The 24,366-nt window shown below is 61.7% G+C and carries 17 protein-coding genes and 1 tRNA gene; 6 read left to right on the top strand and 12 right to left on the bottom strand.

Annotation, left to right across the window (positions count from 1 at the left end; all coding sequences use genetic code 11):
* Both Q1V51_RS09400 and Q1V51_RS09395 read right to left on the bottom strand, forming a co-directional pair.
* On the bottom strand, positions 1-957 hold a 957-nt coding region (locus Q1V51_RS09400; RefSeq protein ID WP_300555678.1), incomplete at its 3' end, for an AbgT family transporter.
* 103 nt (positions 958-1,060) lie between these two features.
* Entirely contained in the window at positions 1,061-1,429 is a 369-nt protein-coding gene (locus tag Q1V51_RS09395) for a MerC domain-containing protein (RefSeq protein WP_300555676.1), read from the bottom strand.
* Between the two features lie 116 nt (positions 1,430-1,545).
* On the opposite strand from Q1V51_RS09395, the gene Q1V51_RS09390 reads away from it, so the two are divergent.
* Genes Q1V51_RS09390 through Q1V51_RS09375 form a run of 4 tightly spaced genes read left to right on the top strand, consistent with a single transcriptional unit; the run spans position 1,546 to position 4,710 of the window.
* Complete coding sequence (locus tag Q1V51_RS09390) at positions 1,546-2,184, top strand: DUF2796 domain-containing protein (protein ID WP_300555674.1); 639 nt, start codon at positions 1,546-1,548, stop codon at positions 2,182-2,184.
* Positions 2,181-2,882, top strand: coding sequence for an ATP-binding cassette domain-containing protein (locus tag Q1V51_RS09385; RefSeq protein WP_300555672.1), 702 nt, complete (start codon positions 2,181-2,183; stop codon positions 2,880-2,882). The genes Q1V51_RS09390 and Q1V51_RS09385 overlap by 4 nt, the downstream gene beginning before the upstream one ends.
* Positions 2,879-4,132: an ABC transporter permease gene (locus Q1V51_RS09380; RefSeq protein WP_300555670.1), complete on the top strand. Its 1,254-nt coding sequence runs from the start codon at positions 2,879-2,881 to the stop codon at positions 4,130-4,132. Before Q1V51_RS09385 ends, Q1V51_RS09380 begins: the two co-directional genes overlap by 4 nt.
* A gap of 23 nt (positions 4,133-4,155) precedes the next feature.
* Positions 4,156-4,710: a DUF3299 domain-containing protein gene (locus Q1V51_RS09375; RefSeq protein ID WP_300555668.1), complete on the top strand. Its 555-nt coding sequence runs from the start codon at positions 4,156-4,158 to the stop codon at positions 4,708-4,710.
* A gap of 80 nt (positions 4,711-4,790) precedes the next feature.
* Here Q1V51_RS09375 and katG read toward each other — a convergent pair whose 3' ends face one another.
* The 5 genes from katG to Q1V51_RS09350 all read right to left on the bottom strand — a co-directional run bounded on the left by katG (position 4,791) and on the right by Q1V51_RS09350 (position 15,009).
* Complete coding sequence (gene katG, locus Q1V51_RS09370) at positions 4,791-6,962, bottom strand: catalase/peroxidase HPI (RefSeq protein ID WP_300555666.1); 2,172 nt, start codon at positions 6,960-6,962, stop codon at positions 4,791-4,793.
* Between the two features lie 243 nt (positions 6,963-7,205).
* Complete coding sequence (locus Q1V51_RS09365; protein WP_300555664.1) at positions 7,206-8,180, bottom strand: glycosyl hydrolase family 17 protein; 975 nt, start codon at positions 8,178-8,180, stop codon at positions 7,206-7,208.
* 3 nt (positions 8,181-8,183) lie between these two features.
* Positions 8,184-9,068 carry a glycosyl hydrolase family 17 protein gene (locus Q1V51_RS09360; RefSeq protein ID WP_300555662.1) on the bottom strand — a complete coding sequence of 295 codons (885 nt, stop codon included), beginning with the start codon at positions 9,066-9,068 and terminating at the stop codon, positions 8,184-8,186.
* Between the two features lie 158 nt (positions 9,069-9,226).
* A complete protein-coding gene (locus Q1V51_RS09355; protein WP_300555660.1) occupies positions 9,227-11,839 on the bottom strand; it encodes an EAL domain-containing protein in 2,613 nt (870 codons plus the stop codon).
* Positions 11,840-12,039: 200 nt separating this feature from the next.
* A complete protein-coding gene (locus Q1V51_RS09350) occupies positions 12,040-15,009 on the bottom strand; it encodes a S8 family peptidase (protein WP_300555658.1) in 2,970 nt (989 codons plus the stop codon).
* A gap of 344 nt (positions 15,010-15,353) precedes the next feature.
* Here Q1V51_RS09350 and Q1V51_RS09345 point away from each other — a divergent pair, with 344 nt between their 5' ends.
* Positions 15,354-16,757: a M24 family metallopeptidase gene (locus tag Q1V51_RS09345; protein WP_300555656.1), complete on the top strand. Its 1,404-nt coding sequence runs from the start codon at positions 15,354-15,356 to the stop codon at positions 16,755-16,757.
* Between the two features lie 34 nt (positions 16,758-16,791).
* Here Q1V51_RS09345 and Q1V51_RS09340 read toward each other — a convergent pair whose 3' ends face one another.
* From Q1V51_RS09340 to Q1V51_RS09330, 3 genes are all read right to left on the bottom strand, one after another.
* A complete protein-coding gene (locus Q1V51_RS09340) occupies positions 16,792-18,378 on the bottom strand; it encodes a BCCT family transporter (RefSeq protein WP_300555654.1) in 1,587 nt (528 codons plus the stop codon).
* 3 nt (positions 18,379-18,381) lie between these two features.
* Positions 18,382-20,379, bottom strand: coding sequence for a tetratricopeptide repeat-containing sulfotransferase family protein (locus Q1V51_RS09335; RefSeq protein ID WP_300555652.1), 1,998 nt, complete (start codon positions 20,377-20,379; stop codon positions 18,382-18,384).
* Positions 20,380-20,460: 81 nt separating this feature from the next.
* The gene (locus Q1V51_RS09330) at positions 20,461-22,977 is read right to left on the bottom strand and encodes a TonB-dependent receptor (protein ID WP_300555650.1); all 2,517 of its coding nucleotides are present in this window, start codon (positions 22,975-22,977) and stop codon (positions 20,461-20,463) included.
* A 301-nt stretch (positions 22,978-23,278) separates the two neighbouring features.
* Between Q1V51_RS09330 and Q1V51_RS09325 the strand changes: the two genes are divergently transcribed.
* The gene (locus Q1V51_RS09325; protein ID WP_300555648.1) at positions 23,279-23,761 is read left to right on the top strand and encodes a MarR family transcriptional regulator; all 483 of its coding nucleotides are present in this window, start codon (positions 23,279-23,281) and stop codon (positions 23,759-23,761) included.
* On the opposite strand, the gene Q1V51_RS09320 is transcribed toward Q1V51_RS09325, so the two are convergent.
* Complete coding sequence (locus Q1V51_RS09320) at positions 23,758-24,129, bottom strand: tRNA-binding protein (protein WP_300555646.1); 372 nt, start codon at positions 24,127-24,129, stop codon at positions 23,758-23,760. The two genes, Q1V51_RS09325 and Q1V51_RS09320, sit on opposite strands and share 4 nt — an antisense overlap.
* A 98-nt stretch (positions 24,130-24,227) precedes the next feature.
* A tRNA-Ser gene (locus Q1V51_RS09315) sits at positions 24,228-24,317 on the bottom strand.
* Positions 24,318-24,366 lie beyond the last annotated feature (49 nt).

Genomic DNA, 24,366 nt, shown 5'->3' with positions numbered 1-24,366 from the left:
GCGGAAGAAGGGCGAGGCGAAACGGTCGCCGGTCTCCGGATTGCGCAGAATGCCCCATTCGGGGATCAGGGTCAGCGCCATCAGGCCGAGCACGAAGAGCACGCCGAGGAAGGCCCAGAACAGGCCCTTCTTCTCGCTCTTCGTCAGATCGTCCATCATCCGCTTGTCGAGAATGGTCGGGTCGGCGCGCGACGGGTCGTACTTGCCCAGCTTGGGCTCGACGATGAAGATCGTGACCAGCGAGCCGATCGCGGTGATGAGGAAGGTCGAGGCGACCATGAAATACCAGTTCGCCGTGGCCACGACCTCGTAATCCGGGTCGATCAGCTGTGCCGCTTCGGTGGTGATACCGGCGAGCAGCGGGTCGATCGTGCCGATCAGGAGGTTGGCGCTATAGCCGCCGGAGACGCCGGCGAAAGCCGCCGCCATGCCCGCGAGCGGGTGACGCCCCAGGGCGTAGAAGATCGCACCGGCAAGCGGGATCAGGACGACATAGCCGACCTCGGACGCGGTGTTGGAGACGATACCGGCGAAGACGATGGCGACGGTGACAACATGGCGCGGTGCGGAGAGCACCATAGCGCGCACGGCAGCGGACAGGAGGCCGGACTTCTCGGCCACGCCGACGCCGAGCATGGCGACCAGGACCACGCCGAGCGGCGCAAAGGATGTGAAGTTCGTCGTTAGCGACACCCAGATGCGGCGGAAACCATCGGCACTGAGCAGGCTGACCGCGCGGATCATGCCGTCATCGGCGACGCCGCGGGCGCCAGCCGGGCGCGGGTCTTCCACCGCCAGCCCCATCCAGCCGAACAGGCCAGACAGAAGGATAATGCCAAGCGCCAGAATGGCGAACAGGGTCACCGGGTGCGGCAAGAGATTGCCCAGCCACTCGACGGTATCGAGGAAGCGGGTAAAGGCATTCCGGCGCTCGGGCCGAGCGGGAGCATCCGCCATGAACAAGTCTCCTGGACGAGCAAAATCGACTAGCGGGGGAGAGGACGGGAAATCCCCGCGCTTTTCAACCCCAGACTTCCAGGGGGCTCAACCGGCTTGCCGTCTAGGCGTGCGGCGCAGCTGTCCGGTGCGAGCCTTTCCAGGCCAGCAGATGCGAAGCGGCCAGGGTAACGGCGCCGATCGAGGTCACGACTTTCTCGAATGTCTCACTGACTTCCCAGAGCGCGCCGAGAAAAAGCAGACCCAGACCCGCAAGCGCGATGGCCTTGACCACCAGACCGGATTGACCCGTCGGCCATTTCGGCAAGACCGTCAACCAGACGATCAGGGCCACACTCGCCAGACCGATATGGATGAGTTCATTTTCCATCCACATAAGGGAAGGGCTGAGCGAGATAAGCACCGGCAGACCGAGGCAATGCACGAGGCAAAGTCCGGACAGACCAATTCCGGCTGCATCTTGAGTCCGCATGGCTTGACCTTCTGGGCTAGGGTATAGGTATGGAGTGTGGCTTGCGCCCCGTGTGGCGTTATATAATAACATTACTAACCGCAGGCAATACACATAACGCCATAAGGATGTTCGTTGTGACCTTTACCGCCCTCACCGCCATCGCGCTTGTGACCGCAGCCCAGTCCGCCCACGTCCACGGCCATGCCGAAATGGCCATCGCGGTGGAATCCGATGGCCGGCTGCAGATCGAACTGACAAGCCCGGCCTATGATTTCTATGGCTTCGAGCATGCGCCGCGTAATGACGAACAACGCGCAACGACCGAGACCGCGGACGCCACGCTGCGCCAGGGCGCGACCCTGTTCAGCCTGATCGACGGCAATTGTACCTTTGATACGGCAGACGTCAGTCGCGATCAGGATGATGCGCATGACGAGCACCATCATGACGGCCATGATCATGAGGACGGGCATGACCATGAAGCGCACCATGATCATCATGCCGAGCACCATCATGAGGACGGCCATGATCATGAAGATCATCATGAGCACCACGCGGAGCATGAGGGCCATGAGGCTGAAGAGACCCATGGCAATGTGCGCGTGACCTATAGCGGCCGCTGTGCGGCCCCGGCCCGGATCAGCGGGATCGCGACGACCCTGTTCTCCGCCTTCCCGCAGCTCGAACGCGTCGATGGTGTCTTCCTGTCCGAACAGCGCCAGCTGGCCTTTGAGCTCACCCCCTCACAAGAGCGTGCCCGCCTGCCCCGATGACGCAAACCACTGTCAAAGTTCAAGACCTGCGCCATACCTGGCCGGGTGGGAATGAAGTTCTGGCGATCGACAGCTTCGCACTGGAGCATGGCGAGAGCGTCTTCCTGGCCGGGCCCAGCGGCAGCGGCAAGAGCACACTTTTGGGTCTGATTGCCGGCATCACCCCGGTCCAGACCGGCTCGATCGAAGTGCTGGGCCAGCGGATGGACCCGGCCAGGCCGCAGGCGCGCGACCGGTTGCGAGCCGACCAGATCGGCATGATCTTCCAGCTCTTCAATCTCGTGCCCTACCTCACCGCGGTCGACAATGTTCTGCTGCCGCTCACCTTCTCCGATCGCCGCGACAAGGCGGCCGGCGCCGATGCGGCGGCCAAGCAGGCCGAGGCCAAGCGCCTTCTCGGTGCCCTCGGCCTGGCAGAGGAAACCTGGGAGCGCGCCTCCTCCAACCTCTCCGTCGGGCAGCAACAACGCGTCGGCGCCGCCCGCGCCCTGATCGGGTCGCCCGGCCTGATCGTCGCCGATGAGCCGACCTCGGCACTCGATGACGACAGTCGCGACGACTTCCTCAACCTGCTCTCCGGCATTGCCCGCGAAAACGGCGCCTCCTTGCTGTTTGTCAGCCATGACCGCTCCCTGGCTACGCGCTTTGACCGTTTCGCCGACCTCGCCGAGATCAATCACGCTGGAGAGATGGCATGAACCCCGCCCTGCTTCGTCTCGCCTGGAAGAGCCTGATCAATCGCGGCACTTCCGCCGCCCTGACCGTGCTCGCCGTGACCTTGTCGGTGACGCTTTTCCTCAGCGTCGAGCGCATCCAGTCCGGCGTCCGCACCAGCTTCAACTCGACCATTTCCGGCACCGACATCATCGTTGGTGCCCGTGGTGGCGCCATCAACCTGCTGCTCTATTCGGTCTTCCGCCTTGGCGACCCGACCGCGAATATCGGCTGGCAGAGCTATCAGCGTATCGCCGGCGCGCCGGGCGTGGCCTGGGCCGTGCCGATCTCGCTCGGCGACAGCCATCGCGGCTACCGCGTGGTCGGTACGACGCCGGAATATTTCGACCATTACCGCTATGGCCGCGACCTGCCCCTGGGCTTTGCCGAGGGTGAACGCTTTGACGGCACCTACCAGGCCGTGCTCGGCTCGGAAGTTGCGCGCCAGCTGGGATATGAACTGGGTGATGAGATCCTGCTCTCGCACGGCATCGGCGAGATCAGCTTCGCCGAGCATACCGGTCATGACTTCACCGTCACCGGCATTCTCGCCCCCAGCGGCACGCCGGTGGATCGGTCCGTCCATGTCTCGCTGGAAAGCATCGAACTGATCCATGTCGGCTGGGATACCGGTGTGGCGCCCGGCGCCCGCCAGCCACGTGAGGACAGTGGCGAGCTGGAACCGGAAACCATCACCGCCGCCTTTATCGGCGTGCAAAGCCCGATCCGGACGCTGAGCCTGCAGCGTCAGATCAACACCTTCCCGGATGAAGCCCTGTCTGCCGTCATGCCCGGTGTCGCCCTGACCCAGCTCTGGCAGATCGTCGGCGCCGGCGAACGCGCCTTCCGGGTGATCTCGCTCCTGGTCCTGCTGGTCGGGCTGATCTCAATCCTGACCGCGCTGACCTCGGGCCTGAATGAACGCCGCCGGGAAATGGCGGTCTTGCGAGCAACCGGTGCCAAGCCGCGGGACATTTTCTCCCTGCTGGTGCTGGAAGCCACAAGCCTGGCCGCCATCGGCGCCGTCATCGGCATTGTCGTGACCCAGGTGGCCGTCGGTATTGTCGCATCGATTGTGCGCACCCGATACGGTATGGAATTGGGGGGTATGCCCGGGCTGATGGAGCTCTATGTTCTGTTGGCGGTGACATTTGCCGGTGCCGCAGCCGGCATGCTCCCGGCCTGGCAAGCCCAACGCAATGCCCTGTCAGATGGTCTGACCCCGAAACTCTAGCCTGGAATTCCAGAAGGCCTGTCATGTCTGTTCTTGATTTGCCCAAAACCTTCCTGATCGCCGCCCTTGCCGCCTGCGCGCCGCTGGCCCTGTCGACCCCGGCCCTGGCCTACCAGGGCAATGAGGCGGAAGAGGTCGAACCGCTGATCATCAATTGGGATGACCTTCTGCCCGAGGGTGAGCTGGAGCGCCTGGAAGAGCTCTATGCCGCAAGCTACATGATGGGTGGCGGTGACCATTTCGGCGGTCAGATGTCACAGATCGGCACCTTCAATGTGGAGCAGGAGCTGATCGGCCAGACCATCCGCATGCCGGGCTTCATCCTGCCGCTCGACGCCCAGCCCGGCGGCGAGATTGGCGAGTTTCTCCTGGTACCCTATTTCGGCGCCTGTGTGCACACCCCGCCGCCGCCGCCGAACCAGATCGTCCATGTCGTGACCGAAAGCCCGATAACGGTCGAGCGCGTCTGGTCGCCGGTCTGGGTCTGGGGCGAGCTGACCTCCGAGCGCAATATGAACGAGCTCGGCGACGCCGCCTACACGCTGCACCTGGTCGGTCACGAACCTTACGAATACTAAGCTCCGGCTTGTCGGACATAAAAAAGAGCGGGCCTGGCGAGGCCCGCTCTCCGCTCACCCTAGCGTCAGGGTGTGCTGGGTTATTTGACCTCGAACCGGTCGAGCATCATCACCTTGTTCCAGGCCTCGACAAAGTCTTCGACAAAAGCCTGGCCCGCATCGGCAGAGGCGTAGACCTCGGCAATCGCCCGCAATTGCGAGTTCGAGCCGAAGACGAGATCGACACGGGTCGCGGTGTATTTGACCCGGCCGGTCATCCGGTCGCGGCCCTCGAAGACATCCTCATCGTCCTGTGACGCCGCCCAAGCGGTCGAGATGTCGAGCAGATTGACCAGGACATCATTGGACAATTGCCCCGGACGATCCGTCAGCACGCCGTGCTGCGTGCCGCCGGCATTGGTGTCCAGCGCACGCATACCCGCGACCAGAACCGTCATTTCCGGTGCCGTCAGGGTCAGCAATTGCGCCTTGTCGACGAGCCATTCCTCAGCCGGACGATCAGAGGCGCCGCTATTGTAATTGCGGAAACCGTCCGCCTTGGGCTCCAGCAAGGCGTAACTGTCGACATCGGTCTGTTCCTGGCTCGCATCGGTGCGCCCCGGCGTAAACGGCACGGAAACATCATAACCGGCCGCCTTGGCCGCGCTTTCGATCGCCGCAGCACCGCCAAGCACAATAAGGTCGGCAATGGAGACCGGCTTGGAGAAGCCCGCCTTGACCTCTTCCAGCTTGGCGATGACATCGCCGGTGCCGGCATTGACGGCCCAGTCCCTTGCCGGAGCCAGACGAATCCGCGCGCCATTGGCACCGCCGCGCTTGTCGGAATTGCGGAAGGTGGACGCCGAAGCCCAGGCCGTGGAGACCAGCTGGGAAACCGAAAGGCCGGTCTCGAGGATCTTGGCTTTCAGCTCGGCGATATCGGCATCATTGATCAGCTCATGGTCGACGGCCGGAACCGGGTCCTGCCAGAGCAGCTCCTCGGCCGGGACATCCGGCCCGAGATAGCGCGCTTTCGGCCCCATATCGCGGTGGGTCAGCTTGAACCAGGCGCGGGCAAAGGCGTCGGCGAACTCTTCCGGGTTTTCGTGGAAACGGCGGGAGATCTTCTCATAGGCCGGGTCCATGCGCATCGCCATGTCGGCGGTGGTCATCATGGTCGGGACCTTCTTGGACGCATCATCAGCGGCCGGGGCGAGATCCTTCTCGGCCGGATTCTTGGCATGCCATTGATAGGCACCGGCCGGACTCTTCACCAGCTCCCACTCATAACCGAAAAGGAGGTCGAAATAGCCATTATCCCACTGGGTCGGATTGGCGGTCCAGGCACCTTCAATGCCGCTGGTGATGGTGTCGCCACCCCTGCCGGACGCATGAGCGCTGATCCAGCCGAGACCCTGTTGTTCGATCGGGGCCCCTTCCGGCTCCGGACCGACCAGGCCGGCATCGCCGGCGCCATGAGCCTTGCCGAAGGTGTGACCGCCGGCGACGAGAGCCACGGTTTCCTCGTCATTCATCGCCATGCGGGCGAAGGTCTCCCGGATATCCCGGCCGGATGCGACCGGATCGGGCTTGCCGTTGGGACCTTCCGGATTAACGTAGATCAGACCCATCTGCACCGCACCGAGCGGGTTGGCGAGCTCGCGGTCACCGGAATAGCGCTCATCGGCGAGCCATTCGGTCTCCGGCCCCCAATAGATATCACCCTCCGGCTCATAGACATCGGCACGGCCACCGCCGAAACCGAAGACCGGTCCACCCATTGATTCAATGGCGACATTGCCGGCCATGATCATCAGATCGGCCCAGGACAGGTTGGCTCCGTATTTCTGCTTGATTGGCCAGAGCAGGCGGCGCGCCTTGTCCAGATTGCCATTGTCCGGCCAGGAATTGAGCGGCGCAAAACGCTGCGTACCGGCACTGGCACCGCCGCGCCCATCGGAGACACGATAAGTGCCCGCAGCATGCCAGGCCATGCGGATGAATAGGCCGCCATAGTGACCATAATCGGCCGGCCACCAGTCCTGGCTATCGGTCATCAGCGCGGTCAGGTCGCGCTTCACCGCTTCATAATCGAGGGCGTTGAACGCCTCGGCATAGTCGAAGTCCTTGTCCATCGGGTTGGACAGGTCGGAATGCTGATGCAGAATCTGCAAATTCAGTTGTTCCGGCCACCAGGTCGCGTTTGAAAACGCGCCGGCTGCGGTATGCCGCTGCGAGGCACCCGCGAAGGGGCATTTGCTAGCGCCGTCCATGAGATCTCCAATCCTGCTTGTAAAGCTAATGTTGTACTGGGAACGCGTGCACGCTATGCCGACACAATGATGGACCGCAGAACATCGATCCAATCGATTTTTTTCGGATGGCCCATAAACATAAACGATAGGCACTGAAATATCAGCACCATACGCGCCAAAATCGGGCGCATATTTGCTGCGCCATTGCGGCGGAAAAGCCCAACAGCACCACTCTAGCAGCTTGGACCTGATCGTCAGGATTTATTTGGCGGGGCGGTCCGGCGCCTGGAGATCACCGAACATCTTCCGCATCACCTGTTTGGGTTTTCGGTCGACAGTGAAAAGACCCCAGTGCTTCTCCGGCTCATCGGGTTCGGACGAACCCTTCCACGGCTCGTCGAAGGCCTCGAAGACGAAGGTCAGGATCTGCTCGCGGTCCGTCCATTCCACCAATTGGCGGTAATAGGCATCCTGCAGTTCCTGCGAAGCGTTGTGCGGATGAATACCGCGGCCATTGGCCGTCGTGGTCCAGCCCGCTTCGGTGATAATGACCGGCTTGCCGGGATAATGGTGCTTCACCGAGAAATAATTCTCCTGGGTGAAGTCCAGCGCATCCTCGATCGAACGGTGCTCCCAGACCGGGTAGGTATGAATGGAGATGAAGTCGAGCTCGACCGCGAGCGGCTTCAGCTTGTCACGCCAGGGCACGTAGTTCTCGCAAAAGGTGACCGGGCGCCCGGTCTTTCGCTTCAGCGTCCGGGCGAACTCGATCAGGCGCTCGACCGGGACCATGTGATCATTCCAGTCGACGCTGGCCTCATTGCCGATCGAGAGGGCGAAGACATGCCGGTCGTAGCGCCGGGCCAGCTTCACCATGCGCTTCAGCTCGACCGTATTGGCGCGCCGGTTGGCAGCCAGAACGTCATCGGGATATTCCCCACCCCAGGGACAGTTCGGATTGGACACTTCGGCGGCAATGGCCATGCCCAGCATGACCTTGAAGTCCAGCTTTTCGCGCCGGATCACCTCCAGCACCAGCTCGGCATGGCGCTGGCTGTCATAGATGCGCAGATAGCGCCAGTGACGGGCCAGGATCTGTAAGTCCTCGCGCACTTCCTCATAGGAAGGATAGACGCCCGTATCCGGGCTCTGGCCCTCGCGATATCCGGAGTAACAGATCGCGGGGCCGTGCACCCACGGCATGCCGCGGGGCTTACGCTTGAACAAAGAAAACATCTACTAGTACTTGAGCTTTCCGTTCTTGTCCCAGAGCCCCCAGAACGCGCCGACATCGCCTTCCTTGGCCACTTTCCACTCCTCGTCGAAGGAGGAGAAATAGAACATGTCGACATCCTCGCGCGCAGCCCAGCGGGCGGCATCGATGAAGTATTTCACCGCGTTTTCGTACGAGGGGACGGAGTCGCCTTCCGGGGTCCCGCGATTGGGCCAGCCGGTCTCGGCGATGATGACCTTCCTGCCGTTTGAAACCGCCTGGGCCCGGCGGTACATCTCTTTCATGTAGATGTGGGCGTGCTCGATCGGATAGCCCTCCCAGAAGGGATAGCAATTGACCAGGATCACATCACAGGCCTCGACGATGCGCGGATGGTCCTCGAACTTGAAATAGGCGTCGACATAGCCGACCGGTACGCCGGGCACAGCCGCCTTGGCGCGCTGTATATACTCGATCAGCTGGTCTTCATCGATCTCGCCTCGGAGCATGACCTCATTGCCGATCGCGAGAATACCCGCGTGGCCGGCCCGGGCGATGGCAATGCCATTGTTCAGCTCTTCCTCATTGTGCTCGAGATCATCATCGATCCAGACCCCGACCATGGACTTCAGGCCATATTCGGCCGCAATACCGGGCGAGAGCTCATTACCTTCTGTGCAGGAAAAGGTGCGAATCCAGTCGACATGCGGCACCAGCGGCGCCATGCGCTTGCGGATCTGCTCCGCTTCCAGCTGCATACCGATGACCTGGCCTTCCATATAGGGGCTGAAGGAGATGCCATGCAGTTTGGCATCCAGCGTCTCCTGGACGATCGGTGCCAGATCATCGACCGCATACTGGGTCAGATCGATCCCCGCCAGGGACATGCGGCGCTTGTAGTAATTCGACATGGGTCGCCCTCATTATGCCGTTCCGGACTAGAAATAGCCCGATGCCTGGCGACATCTATGACAACGTTGTCTTTCTTGTCTAGCCCCTTCGTCGCTGCAACTGCGAAAGCACGGCAGGGCGAGGGAATTGGATCTTTGTGGTAGGGGCCGGACGGGGTCTAGCTGCGCCCCTTATAGCGCTCCTGGAGCGAACGCAGCGGGACCGGCTCGACCTTGATCTCCTGCTTGGCATTGCGCAGGAATTCGGTCAGCGCTGCCAGCGGCAGCGGGCGACTGAGGCCGAAGCCCTGGGCGCTGTCACAACCGAAGAGCTTGAGCAGGGCCAGGCCTTCATCATCCTCGACACCTTCCGCCGTCATCTCCAGACCCAGGCTATGGGCCAGGTCGGCGGTCGACTTCACCAGCATGCGATCGCGCTCATTGGTGGCGATATGCTGCACGAAGGCGCGGTCCAACTTGAGCTCGTGGCAGGGCAGCATTTTCAGATAGGACAGCGAGGACAGGCCGGAACCATAATCATCAATGGCGATACGCACGCCCGACTCCATCCAGCGGCGCAGGGTCGCCATGGCGCGCTGCGGATCCTGCATCGCGGCCGTCTCGGTGATCTCGAAGCAGAATTTGCCACGCGCCGATTTGACCTGCTGCAGGGCAAACTCCGCAAATACGGGGTCAGAGACCAGGGCGCCGGAGATATTGAACGAGATCGTCATGTCGAAACCGGCGGCGCACATGCGGGCCTGGTCGGCCACGGCCTGGCGCAGGCCCCACTCGGTCAGATCACGGATCCGCCCGGTTTCCTCGGCCAGGCGGATAAAGGTATCCGGCGGGACAAAGCCGTGCTCATCATCATTCCAGCGGCTCAGCGCTTCCACCGTATCAAACTCGCCGGTGCGCAGATTCAGCTTGGGCTGATAGTGCAGCGTGATCTTGCCGGTCCGCATGGCATCGGTCATTCGGCCGATCAGGGACAGGTCAAGCGACGCGTCACCGAAGGCCTCGGCATCGAAGACCGCGATGGTCTGGTGGGTATCGCGCGCCTGCTGAATGGCAATAACGGCGCGCTTGATCAGGCTGGACGGATCTTCGCCCGCATCCATACCCACGGTCAGATCAATATCGATCTCGACATCAGCCAGCTCTACCGGGCGGCGGAATAGGGCCGCTACACGGCCGGCCGTGTAGCGCGCCTCCTCCAGGGTGGCTCCGTCTAGGGTGAAGCCAACGACACCGGGAGAGAGCAGCGACACGCCGTCTATGCCCTCATGATTGGCGATCCGTTCGACGACAATGCGTTGCAGTTCAGAGGCGCGTGAGAAACCGAGTACGGCCTCCAGCTGCGAATAGCGGTCGATACCCAGCGCGATGGCAACCGTGCTGCCCGGCTCGAGCGGGCCCAGCAGGTCAATCTGGCGCTGCAGGGACGACCGAGACGGCAGTCCGGTCTCGGCATCCTCGAACAGCATGCGCTCAAGCAGCAGCTGCCGCTCGCGAGCAGCGCGCTGGCGCCAGATCAGGGCGATCGAGAGACCAAACATGACAGTCAGCAGGGCCGAAGCCAGGATCAGGCGCTGACGGAAACGGGCATCGGCTAGTTCAAGTTCACTCTCGAGCCCGGCGCTGCGCAGGCGGGCAATCTCAAGCTCCTGTTCGGCAAAATGGAACTCTGCCCCGAGCAGAGTGAGATTGGCCGAGGACATCACCTCGCGCGCTTGCGTGTCGAGGCGATAGAAGGCCCGCAGGTGCTCGGTGGCCAGGCGCCAGTCGCCGGCCGCTTCATAGATCGCGGCGGCGGACTCGTGGAATTCGACAAAATGCTGACTCGTCTCGCGTAGGGACAGCCCGTCAAACGTGGCGCTGGTCAGCCGGGCGGCTTCGGCATATTCGCCGCGGCCATAGGCGATCTGCGCCTGGACGCCGAACAGGAAGCGGGTCCACTCAATACGGGACTCCTCCGGCAGCACGGTAAAGGCCTGGTCGATCACGGCCGTGGCCTCCGTGAAATGACCGAACTCGACATAAAGCGACGCGATATTGTTGAGAATGCGCGCTTCCAGGATCGGGCTCTGCATTTCAGCGGCGATCTCGCGGGCACGTTCGAACTGGGACCGGGCCGCATCAAATTCGCCAAGCTCGCGATAGACATTTCCGAGATTATTGGTCGCCGCCAGCTCCAGCTGGATGTCACCGGGATGGCGCTCCATCGCGGTCAGGTAATACTCGACGGAGCGATCATACTGGCCAGCATCCTTGTAGATGGACGCCATCGACTGCAGCACGATGGCTTCGCTCCGGGTATCGCCGGTATCGCGGAAAATCTCGTAGGCTGACTGGTAGTTTTCCAGGGCCAGACCATATTCCCCGGTCTGCTTGTAGCCACGGCCAAGTGCGACCAAGACGTCGCCGTAAAGCTTGTCGCGCACGGCGGTTTCCGACAGCAGGCTGAGCGCACCCTGGGCGGCAGGCAGGGCCTCTGCGGGGCGGCCAAGGCGGGTCAGGGCTTCCGCCCGGAGCCAGTTGATCGTGGCCTGCTGGACAGAGGTGTACTGACCCTGTGCGGCGAGCGCCTGCTCGGCGTCGGCAACCAGCTCGAGGGCCGCGACCGGGTCGCGCATCATCGCTGCACGCGCTTCTTCGACAACACTATCGAAGTCCTGGGCCTGGAGGGCGGTCCCGTCGAGGGCGCGTAGGCTGATATCGGCAGCCGCTCCAAAGGGCTGCATCAGGGTCAGCACAGTCGCCAGCAGGAAGGACCCTGCAATCTTTGCCATCGGTTTCGTCAACATCACACCCATCCGGCGGTTTATCCGCGCATAGAGATATTCTGGGGGACGTTAATTAATTTCCGGTGTTCGAAACGGCTATATTCCCAGCCACAGGACTGAAAATAAAAGCGAATACTGTTCTTATTTAAAACAAAAGGCCGCCACCCGGGAGGGGTAGCGGCCTGTTGGATTCATTGGGCCTTGTCTTAGAACTTCAGCTGGAAGCGAACACCGGAGAGCAACCCAATCCGCTGATCGCTGATTTGTTCCCCGGACACTTCGAACCGGTTGAACAGGGTGATGTCGGCAGACGCACCGGGAACCGGGCTGGCATACATCACTTCCAGATAGGTCGGCCGCAATCCGCCCAGATCCCAGTCCTCGCTGACAACACCGAGGGCGCCGGTCTCGCGGTCGACGACCCGCGTCGCGGTGTAGCGGATCGCGCCTTCCTCCACATGCAACGGCTGGATCAGGCTCAGACGCATGGCGTCGTGATCCCAGAACAGACCGGACCGGCGCAGCGAAGCCTGGTAGGCGGACGAGTAGATGTCGTCAGCGATATCCAGGACACCACTACCGAAGGCGGTCGAACGGGTCCGCGCCATGGTCGCCGACAGGCTGAGATCGAAATTGTAGCCAAAGCGCATCTCGCTGCCCAAGGTCAGGGCATCAGTCTGGGCTCCGCCGTCAAAGTCGAGAATGTCGGAACCCTGGGCACCAAGCAGGCCGGCGGCCTCGTTCAGCAGGGTATAGCTGGCGTGCAGGCTGACCGTTTCCCCGGCTTCATGCGCCATGTCGACGACGAAGGCCTGGGCCGTGTAATCATCCATACCCGGGTAGAGCGGCGCCTCTTCACCCGTGAGCGGGCTGGTGAAAACGTGCTCATCGCGCACCGTGCTGACACCAACCGACAGCCGGGTGGTTTCATTCACCTGGAAGCCAGCCAAGCCATACATGCCACCGGAGGCCAGGCCCAGGACCGGATTGACGCCACCGGTTTCCGGACGGTGATCGGAGAACAGGCCGAAACCGCTTTGCTGGGTCAGGGCCAGGGCGCCTTCACCGATACCGGCACGGATCTCACCGCCATTGACCGTATTGTACATGCTGACACCGAGCTGGAAGGGCAGCTGACTTTCCGAGGTCTCGGCCCGCGGATCACGCCGTGCGGCCAGGGCCACGATCTGCACATCGCCGCGGCGCGCCATCGAACGCTCATACTCGACGACATTGCGGAACGCCGTGCCCTGCATGCCGGTATAGGCGTATTCGGTGATCTGTGCCTGGTCGCTCCATTGCGTTGTTTCACCCGTCGCCGTCAGCGTCGACAGCGGCACTTCGAAATCGCGATAGGTCGAGCCGATCGGTTCAATCACCACTATGTGCTGCTCATCCCGGACATCAAAGTCGAGCGTACCCATGCGCAAGCCAAGGGCTCCAATGGTCTGCTCGTGATTGTCGGCACCGAGGTGATAGAGATGATCGCTATCGAGCGGTGCCAGCGCCCCTGCGATATCGAGTAGGCCCCAACCATAGACTTCATCCACGCCCGGAGCACCGAGATCCTGGGCCGATTGCAGCAGGATGTCGGCAATCTCATTGGCCTGGAGCCATTGCCAGCGGCCTTTCACCAGGGCAGCGGCACCGGTCACCAGGGGCGCAGCGAACGAGGTCCCTGAGACCCGGGTCAGGCCCCCATCGAACTCGCCGCCCTGGGCGAGAATGAGCTCACCCGGCGCGACCAGGAAACGGTCCATCAGGCGTTGGCCTTCGGCGCACTGATTATTGATCAGCAGGCAGGATGTGCCCGGACGGTTGGAGAAGTAGGAAACCCGGCCAACCGGGTCGACCGAGCCGACCACAAGCAGGTTGTCCAGTACCGGCGAACCAGTCCAGTCCAGATCGATCGTCTGGGCAATACCGTCATTACCGGCCGCCACGACGAACAGGGTTTCGCTCAGCGGGTATTCCGTATCCAGAGCCTGGAATGTCGAAGCCCAGTCCTGCGGCAGCGTCCAGCCCGCCACGCCCAGCGACAGGTTGACGACATCGGCATGCTCCTGATCGAGCAGAACCTGCAAGCCGGTCCGGACATCGTTCCAATTGGTCGTCAGCGTTTCGTCGAACGGGTTGTAAAGCGCAAACTCGACATTCGGCGCGACACCCATCAGGCCCTGGCCGTCATGCGGTGCACCGATCAAGCTGGCCACGGCGATACCGTGATTGGAGCCGAGATAGGTCTGGGTCGGGCTCTCGCCATACATGGAGATGTCGAGATCATAGAAGCCCGGCAGGCTAAGATCGATCAGACCCACAGTGACACCCTCGCCGCCGCCGACATTGGCTGCGATACGCGGTGACCAGTTGGACGTTGCCATCCAGTGATCGACCCGGTCAGCCTGGGCATAGCCCATCAGACCGTCATAGAAATCCATGAAGAAAGCAGACCGGTCGCGGCCGTCCATGATGCGCAGCGAGTTCGGATCGTTGAGATCAATGCCATAGCGCTCAAGCAGCGGCTGCATGAATTCGGCATTGAAGGTGCGGCGACCTTGGCCGCGCTTGCCGTCACCGATGATCGGCGCCCAGGTCCGGCGGGCATCGCGGAACATACGCTTGATGTCCCCGAGAACTACGCGGTATTCCCGGCGCGTGGCATTGACCGGATCCAGCATGTTCCAGCTGGAATTGATATCACCCCAGAACGGTCCGATATCGCCCCAGAAGGGCGCGATATCGCCGTGGAACGGATTGATGTCTCCGTGGAAGGGATTGATGTCGCCCCAGAACGGATGAATGTCGCCGTGGAAGGGATAGATATCCCCGTGGAAGGGGCTGATATCGCCGTAGAAGGGCGAAATGTCCCCGTGGAACGGATTAATGTCCCCCCAAAACGGGCTGATATCGCCCCAGAACGGGCTAATATCACCGTAGAACGGGTTGATATCGCCATGGAAGGGGTTGATGTCACCATGGAAGGGCGAGATGTCCCCGTAAAATGCGTCGATATCACCGTGGAAGGGATCGATATCGCCATAGAACGGGTCGATATCACCATGCAGCGGTATGACCGGCGAGACTTCACCGGTATTGACCTGCGCAAAGGCAGCACCACCGGTCACCCCCATGACCAGGGCCAGACACGCGGTAGTTTGACGCAAAAGACTCTTCATCACCGCTTCTCCCATGCGGGTTTGATTACCCATCTATTTACGCGCGGTAATACTAAATTCCTGAAAAGATTTATGGTTAACAAAGCAAGAATTGCTTCGAAAGCTAATGGAAAGACAATCGGCTCGGCGCTTTTTTAGCCACCCCGGATTCGCTTGCCGGCACGGAGGCATACACGTCTAGGGCGCCTAAGGCGGCGCGGCGAAATTGAGGCCGCTCGACACCATCAAGACGACACAGCCGCTCACAACCGCCAGGGTCGCAGTTCCAAAAAAGTGAAGCTTCGACTGGTGCAATGCGCGGGCAGATGCCAGCCTGCACCGGACTATCAGGGGGAGTACATCAAATGACACGCTCATGCCTTTGCAACCGTATCGCCAGGATCACCTCCGCGGCGCTAGCGGTCAGCGCGCTGACCTGGATGCCGGCGCTGGCGCAAGATGACCATGCCCACTCTTCCCTCGCCCTGCCGATGAGCGAGACCGAGCAAGCCACACCGCAACTGCCGCCGGTCATGGCGCTGCGCGACCGGGCCGAGCTGATCGACCGGATCCTGGAAGAACGTCTGGATACAGTGATCCCGCAGATTATGCGTGAACAGGGCATCTCGATGTGGCTGCTGATGGCGCGGGAGTATTTCGAGGAACCGGTGATCGCCACCATGCTCGATGCCCGCAGCATGGCCGCGCGCCGTCGCACTATCCTGATCTTCTTCGATCCCGGCGATGGCAGCCCGGTCGAGCGCCTGACGGTGAGCCGCTATGGCCTGGCCGGCCTGTTCGAACCCTCCTGGGACCCGGCCGACGAGCCAGACCAGTGGAAGGCTGTGGCTGATATTATCACCGAGCGTGACCCGGCCAATATCGCCATCAACTTCTCCGACCTCACCGCCTTCGGTGACGGCATGACGCTGAGCCAATACCGGCTGATGACGGCGGCTCTTCCGGACGCCTATGAAGACCGCATTGTCTCCGGCGAAACCCTGGCCGTGCGCTGGCTGGAAACGCGGACGCCGACGGAAATGGAGATCTATCCCGGCATTGTCCGCACCGCCCACGCCCTGATCGGCCGGGCCTTTTCGCGCGAAGTCATCACCCCCGGCCTCACCACAGCCGATGATGTACGCTGGTGGTATCGCGAGGAACTCTCCCGCCTCGGACTTCAGCCCTGGTTCCATCCGTCAATCGGCATCCAGCGCCAGGGCGAAGAGGGAATGCTCAGCGGCGACACCGTGATCGAGCCAGGCGATCTGTTATGGACCGATTTTGGCATCACCTATCTGCGCCTCAATACCGATACCCAGCACCTGGCCTATGTGCTTCGCCCCGGTGAAACCGAGGCCCCGGCGGGCCTGGTCAATGGCCTGCGCGCCAGCAACCAGGTGCAGGATATTCTCCTGAACCATTTCCAGGTTGGACGTAGCGGCAATGAAACCCTCGCCCTGGCCCGCGCCGAGGCCATTGAGGCCGGGCTGGACCCATCCATCTACACGCATCCGATCGGCCTGCACGGCCATGGCGCCGGCCCGGCCATCGGCTTCTGGGACAATCAGAATGGCGACCCGCGCGGCGCCGGTGCAGTCAATGCCAACACGGCCTGGTCAATCGAACTGACCTCCTACAGCGCCGTGCCCGAATGGGGCGGCCAACGGGTCGATTTTCGCACCGAGGAAGACGCCTATTACGACGGCGAGACAGTGCGCTTCCTGGACGGACGACAGACCGAGCTGACGCTGATCGCTTCGGATTAGGGTGCTTTTTTCTGGCACCCGGCCGACGCCCGCATCAGCTCGCCTCGTCCTTTTCCAGCTGTTTCAAGGCCCGGTGGTCCTCGGTCAGCCCCTTCCACAGGCTGATACAACAGACCAGCAGGATGATGGTGAAGGGCAGCCCGGCCGAGATGGCGCCGGCCTGCAAGGCCTGTAGCGCCTGGGCGCCGCCGCCATAGAGCAGCATCGCCGCGACCAGGCCTTCCATGCTGGCCCAGAAGACGCGTTGCGGCACCGGGGCGTGCAGCTTGCCACCGGCGGTGATGCTGTCGATGACCAGCGACCCGCTGTCCGACGAGGTCACGAAGAAAACCAGGATCAGGATAACCGCCATGCCCGACGCGATCTGCGTCCAGGGCAGGTTCTCCAGCATCTGGAACAGGACGAGCGACACGTCGCTGATGCCTTCCGGCAGGGCGCCGATCCCGTTTTCCGCCTGGTACAGCGCAGTTTCGCCGAAGGTCGAGAACCACAGCACGGTGACGATCAGCGGCACGAAGATCACCGCCAGCAGGAATTCGCGCACGGTGCGGCCCTTGGAAATGCGGGCGATGAACATGCCAACAAAGGGCGACCAGGAAATCCACCAGGCCCAGTAGAAGACCGTCCAGCCATGGAACCATTCAGTGTCCTCACGCCCCAGCCAGTTGGAGAGCGGCAGGAAGTCGCGAATATAGTTGAGCGTATTGTCCAAGAGCCCGCTGGCGATCAGCGCGGTCGGGCCCGCAATGAAGACAAAGAAGAGAAAGATAGCGGCCATCACCATGTTGACGTTGGACAGCACCTTGATGCCACCATCGAGGCCACGCACTACAGAGACGATGGCGATCGAGGTGATGAAGCCGATGATGATGATCTGCATCGTCAGTCCGGCTTCGATGCCGAGCAGGAAGTCCAGACCGCTGGCAACCTGCTGCGCCCCGAGACCGAGGCTGGTGGCCAGGCCGAAAAGCGTCGCCACAACGGCCAGCAGGTCGATGACATGCCCGGGCCAGCCCCAGATCCGGTCGCCCAGAAGCGGGTAGAAGGCCGAGCGCACGGTCAGCGGCAGGCCTTTGGAGAAAGTGAAATAGGCCAACGCCAGGCCGATCACGGCATAGATCGACCAGGCATTGACACCCCAGTGGAACATGGTCGCGGATAGCGCCAGATCGCGCGCCTCCTGCGTACGGGCCTCCACCCCCAGCGGCGTGCCAAACCAGTTGGTGTAATAGGCCAGCGGCTCCGCGGCGCCCCAGAACATCAGGCCGATACCGATGCCCGCCGAGAACAACATGGCGAACCAGGACATGGTCGAGAATTCCGGCCTGGCCTCGCGACCACCGATCCGTAACCGCCCCATGGGCGAGGCAATGACGACCAAGCAGAACAGGAAGACCAGGTTGACGCTGGAGACGAAGAGCCAGTCGAAGGTCGCCAGCACCCAGTCGCGGGTGCTCAGGAGCATGGCCGAGGCCTGCTCGGGCACCAGCAAGGTGGCGCTGATGAAACCGATCACGGCGACAGCCGCGATGAAGAAGACCGGATTGTGAACATCCAGACCGAGCAAGGAGATATTGTCCTGCCCGGTCCTGTAATCGGTCTTGTAAAAACGTTTGGGCATGGGTCAGTCCCTGTATCCGGTCAAACTGTCACCGAGCGCCGCCTTGAGCGGATGGAGATGCGCTTCGAAATGGCGCCATTGCTCGACGCCGGAGGTATAGATGGGCTGGCGGACCTGCTCGGAGCTGGCCGTCCGCACCGCCCGCTTGGTCTGGTGAAAATCGAGACAAGCCTGCTCAAACGGCAGGCCGCAGAAATCGAGAATGCGGCGGACCTGGATGTCGAGATCGTCGATCACGTCCTCATATTGCACGCGGAGAACCTCACCGGGCAGGACGGCATCCCAATGCCGCATCAGGTCGACATAGCCCGCGTAATAGCGCCCGATCTCTTCCAGCCCGTAGGTGAACTCCTGGCCTTCGGCGAAGAGCTGTTTGAAGCCGGAAAAGCAGCACGCCATCGGCTCTCGCCGGGCATCAATGATCTTCGCATTGGGCAGGATCATCTTGATCAGGCCAATATGCCGGAAATTGTTCGGCATCTTGTCGGTGAAGAAGGGCGCACCCGCGCGATGAATGCGCGTGGTCTCGATGTATTCCGAACCGAGCTCATCAAGCTGGCCGGGAGATAGCTCACCCAGGATGCGCGGATAGCGCTCGCGGTCACTGAGCTTGTCGCGGCCGCGAAGACGGTGCGCGAGCGACAGGATATTGGGCAGTTCCAGCGTACCGTCGACCTGACTGTGCGAAGCCAGGATCTGTTCCAGAAGCGTTGAGCCCGCGCGCGGCAGACCGACAATGAAAATCGGGTCGGCCGCCGGGTTCCCGCCCTCATGACGGCGCTGCATCAGCTCAGCTGTGCAGTGGGTCTTCTGGGCTGCAAATTCCTGCGCCATCTGCTCGGAGGTATAGCGGGCCTGGGCTTTCTTGAGCCGGTTGCCCCGCTCGTAGTATCCGAAAGACGCGGCGTAGTCTCCGGCATCCTCATGCGCCTTGCCGAGGGCGAAGCACAAGTGGATCCGGTCGGCATGGGGCAGACCGGGTGCCGCCTCCGCTTGCGCCATGGCAGAGATCTCGTCCTCTCCGAAGCGATAGGTTTTCAGATTGGCCAGGCCGTACCAGGCATCACCATGGGCCGGTGCGGCCTTCAAGGCCTCTCGGTAGGAGGTCACGGCGTCGTCCTGCCGTCCCATGGTTTTGAGAGCATGCCCGCGCGAGGTCAGAACCAGCGGGTCACCGGGAACGGAGCGCAGGATATCATCGAACAGCGACAGCGCGGTTTCATAATCGCCCGTCTGCATGTTCTCGATGGCGAAATGCGACCGGAATACCGGATTGTTCGGATCGCTCTCATAGAGGTGGCGGGCCTGGTGCAAGGCCTGTGCGAATTTCTGCCGCTTGCGCAGCACCTGGATATAGTCGAGGCGCACCTGGATATTGCCCGGCTCGAACTCTAGCGCGCTTTCCAGCAGGAATTCCGCATCGTCGAGAATGCCCAGCTGGACGCCGATCTCCGCCAGAAGGCGCATGGCCTCGACATGGCGCGGGTGGGCCTTAAGAAACTTCCGGCACAGGGCCTCGGCCTTCAGGATCTTGCCTTCCGCCAGTAGGTGGCTGACTGCGACAACTTCCTTGGGCAAGGCCTTCAGGCGCTGCGCCTGGGCCTCCGCCTGGCTGGCCTCGACATGGTCACCTCGGGCCTGCAGCAGCTCGGCCTGGGCCTGCCAGGCCGCGGTCAGGGCCGGATTGAAGCGGCAGGCGAGACGGAATGCGGCCAGGGCGTCATCCGCCCGGTTCTGAGCCCGCAGTAGATATCCCTCTTCCTGATAGGCCCGGCCGAACTCCGGCTGCACCGTCTTGAGCCGGGTCAGCAACTCGCCGGCCTCTACATACGCCGCGCGATAGCGCGCGCAGACGGCCGCTGCATAAAGCGCATCCGGGTTGGATGGCTCAGAGCCGAGCACAACATCGAGCAGCTCCCGCGCTTCGTCGAACCGCTCGGCCATCATGGCGCGCTGGGCCTGTTTGACATTATCCGCTGTCGGGTCCTGCAGCTCGGCCACATTGTCCTCGTTGAAAATGCGAAGGGAAGCGCACGGAAAAATGCGCTCCCCTTGCATGGATCAGACTACGAAGGGCGCGACTTAGAAGTCCACGCCAACACGCAAACCCCAGGTCCGCGGGCGTGCCACAGTGACGCGTTCGCGATCGAAGACGAAATTGTTGCTGAGTTGGGCCCGTTCGTCGGTGATGTTGTCGATGAAGAACTCGACGCGCCAATTATCCTCGGTCACGCCGGTCGAGAAGGACCCCATCGTATAGCCGTCGAGTTGCGCCTTGTTGATCTCGATGACATCGCTGACGCTGTCGTCCGAATGCACGATCTGCGGCATGACGTGCGCCATCCAGCCATTGTCCATCTCCCACTCATAACGAGCGCGGATATTGGCCTGGAAACCGGGTGCAAAGGCCAGTTCGGACCCGGCAATCACGTCATTGGTCGGCGTCAGGACTTCTGTGATCTCCGTATCCAGGATCGAGAAAGCACCGGAGACGGTCAGGCCCGGCACCGTTTCCGGCACCCAGGTCACGTCACCCTCAATGCCCCGGATCTCGGCATTAGCGGCATTATCTGAGAAGAAGAGATTGGTGATCGAAGGATCGAAAATCGTCGTCTGCAGGTTTTCGATTTCGACGAAGAAGGCCGAGCCATTGAAGCGCAGCGTATTGTCGAACAGGTCGGTTTTCCAGCCAAACTCGTAATTCTGCACATCATCGGTATCGAGCGCGAAGGGCACAGTGAAGCCGTTCGGACCGGCGGCGCCACCCGGACGGTTCAGGAGACCAGGACGGAAGCCTTCCGAATAGGTGCCGTAGAACAGCAGGTTATCCGAAGGCGTCCAGGTTCCGGTGAGCTTGAAGATCATGCCATCAGTCGCCGCCTTGTCGGGCGCTCCGACCGTATTTCCCGGTGCGAACTGGGCCGAGATATTAGTACCGAAGACCTGGGCATCGGTCGCGGCACCAAGGTTGAAGAATGAGCCGTTGGCCGAGCCTTCCAGATCGACCTCGATATCGTAATGGCGCGCACCGAGCGTGACCGAGAGCTCCTCGTTCACATCGAAGGTCAGCTCACCGAAGAAGCCCATCTGCTCATCGGTGCGCAACACGTCATTCCGGAAAATCACGCCTTCCGGGAAGGGTCCGGCGTCGCTGAAATAACCCGGCGAGGCATTACCGATAGCGCCGGTCACCGCGGTATTGGTCAGCGGATAGTTCGGCGCGAAGTTGAGCGGGATCGAACCGGGATAGGTGAAGTCATTGAGCTCAGCCAGTTCCAGATTGGAATAGAAGGCACCCGCGGTCAGGCGCCAGCGATTGTCTTCCGGTGTTGTGAAGCGGAATTCATGGGTCTCGACCGTGGTATTGGTGCGGCTGTCGACAAAGAGGTTCGGCGCGTTACACGTGCCCAACGGAGCCGACGCCCCCGGATAGGTCACGGCGACGTCACAGATATAGTAGGGCAGGTACTGACCGACGAAGAGATAGTCGGTGTAATCAACCGTCTGGGTCGTCTCACGGTCCGTATAGGCGCCGGTATAGACCACATCGAGCATGCCGAGACGACCTTCGACGGTCCAGCTTGTGTTGGTGAACTCGTCCTCGATCAGGTCGTCAGCATAGCGCTGGATTTCAAGGTCGCCGAGCTCCGGGTCCTCGAAGAAGACACCTTCCGATTCCATCTGCTGGCTGGTGTGGCTGACCAAAAGGCTCCACTCCGGATTGATGTCTGCCAGGGCGCTGATCCGGAATCCGTCATACTGGGTTTCGTTGAAGTCATCCTGGACCAGAACCGCATTGTCGGCGTCAATGAAGGTGACACCGGACAGGTCGGCACCGGCCTGGAAACCGGCGCGGCCGGCGCTGACCGGAACACCATTGGCACGAACCGTGCCGGCGGGGCGGAAGCGGGCGGACTCCGAAGCGTTGATCGTGCCCGCAACATTGTCGATATAGCCGCCCTGGGTATCGGTGTAGAGCACGCCGCGAACTGCCAGACGCTCGGATACCGGCACGTTCAGCACGGCTTCGAACTTGTGGCTCATATCGCCACCTTCAGTGCTCGACAGGCCGAAATTCACGCCGCCGGTGTACTCGCCCATGACCGGGCGATTGGTGATCAGACGAACTGTGCCAGCCTGCGAGCTGGAACCGAACAGCGTGCCCTGCGGTCCGGGCAGGACCTCGATACGCTGCAGGTCGGCGGCGTAAACATCGAGGTTTCGTCCCGGCTGCGCCAGCGGCTGCTCGTCGAGATAAAAGGCCACGTTCGGTGCCAGACCGGCCACACCGGCCGTGGTCAGGTTCGGCGTCGTCGATGCCAGGCCGCGAATATAAATTGTGCTCTGGCCCGGGCCGGAGCCACCGGCCGTCACGCCGGGCAATTGCTGCAGATAATCGGTGAAGACATCGACGCGCAGCTCTTCCAGTGCGCTGGCGGGCAGCGCATTGACCGCGACCGGAATATCCTGCGCCGAGGCTTCGCGCTTGGTGGCGGTGACAGTGATTTCTTCCATTCCCTGCGCCAGCGCTCCGGCTCCGAGAAGCGAGAACGAGGCCGCGGCGAGAATGGTGGACGCGAGTGCGCGTTGCTTAATCATGATACAGACAGACCCTTTGAATTCTAAGATTCACAAGGGTCTAAGCCAGGTCGGGGGAATTGACCAGACTACTTCGAACCCAAACGAAGATCGCGCACCAGATCCGCCTGACGCAGGCTCGCTTTTAACGATATCATTCAGCTGCTTGTAGATCGTGTGCTTGAAAAACCACAAGAAGCAATGGATTGCGGCTGGGCTCGGCCTGCCCGCCCTTAATTGTACAAAGTTAGAAGTCGAAGGGCTCGCAGCGCTCTTACGCGAAAGGCTTGCCAGCAGAGCTTTCTTGGCAGACTAAGGAGGCATGAGCGATCACGACAATATCCTTATTGCGCTACGCCGCATCACGCGCGCGATTGACCTGCAATCCAAGAAACTGGTCAAGAAATCGGGGCTGACCGCGCCCCAGCTGGTCGTTATGCAGGCCTTGCGCAAGGATGGGCAGATGTCGCCCTCCGCTCTCGCCAAGACGGTCTCGCTCAGCCAGGCCACCATCACCACCATACTCGACCGGCTGGTCAAACAGGGCCTGGTTCGGCGCGACCGTTCCGATACCGACAAACGCGTTATTCTCGCCTGCCTGACCGATCAGGGGCTGGCCACGGCCCAAGCCGCACCCGAACTGCTACAGGCCGGGTTTCTGCGCGAGTTTCGCAAGCTACAGGACTGGGAACGGGGCATGCTGATCGCCGCACTGCAGCGCATTGCCGAAATGATGGATGCCGAGGACCTCGACGCCTCGCCCATCCTGGAAACCGGCGAACTTGAACCGAACCAGCCCGACTAGGCCAGCCGGGCTCCATCGGGCGCATCCCGGTCCGGCCGCACGAGAACGATCTCCCCGGCCTGGTCCGGAAATCCCAGAACCAGAACCTCAGAGCGCACCGGACCGATTTGCCGCGGCATAAAATTGACCACCGCCATCACACGTGACCCGACAAGGGCTTCAAGTGTATAATGCCCGGTGATCTGCGCCGCACTGCGCTTGAGCCCGACACCCTCGCCGAAATCAATGCGCAGCTTGTAAGCCGGGTTACGCGCCTCCGGAAATGCCTCCGCCTCGACAATCGTTCCCAGCCGGATATCGACTTTGAGAAAATCATCAAAGGCGATGGTCTCCGAAGCTGGGGCGGCGGGATCATGGACGAGGTGCATGGCTCTTTCCTGTCTGGCCTGAACGCTTCCGATTGCGCGGACTCTAGAGCACCCCGGCCGAATGGGTCGAGGCTGCGAGGGCGGTAATCGAGCAAGAGTGGCGGAGAGAGAGGGATTCGAACCCTCGGTACCCGCAAAGGTACAACGGTTTTCGAGACCGCCCCGTTCGACCACTCCGGCACCTCTCCGCACGCAGGTCTCGCGCCCTGGGGCGCTCGGGAGCAGGGGTAATGGCTG

It is taken from the genome of Maricaulis sp. (assembly GCF_030149235.1).
Taxonomy (GTDB): Bacteria; Pseudomonadota; Alphaproteobacteria; order Caulobacterales; family Maricaulaceae; genus Maricaulis.
Note: the sequence above shows the minus strand (reverse complement) of the source record. Positions and strands in the feature narration are given on the sequence as shown.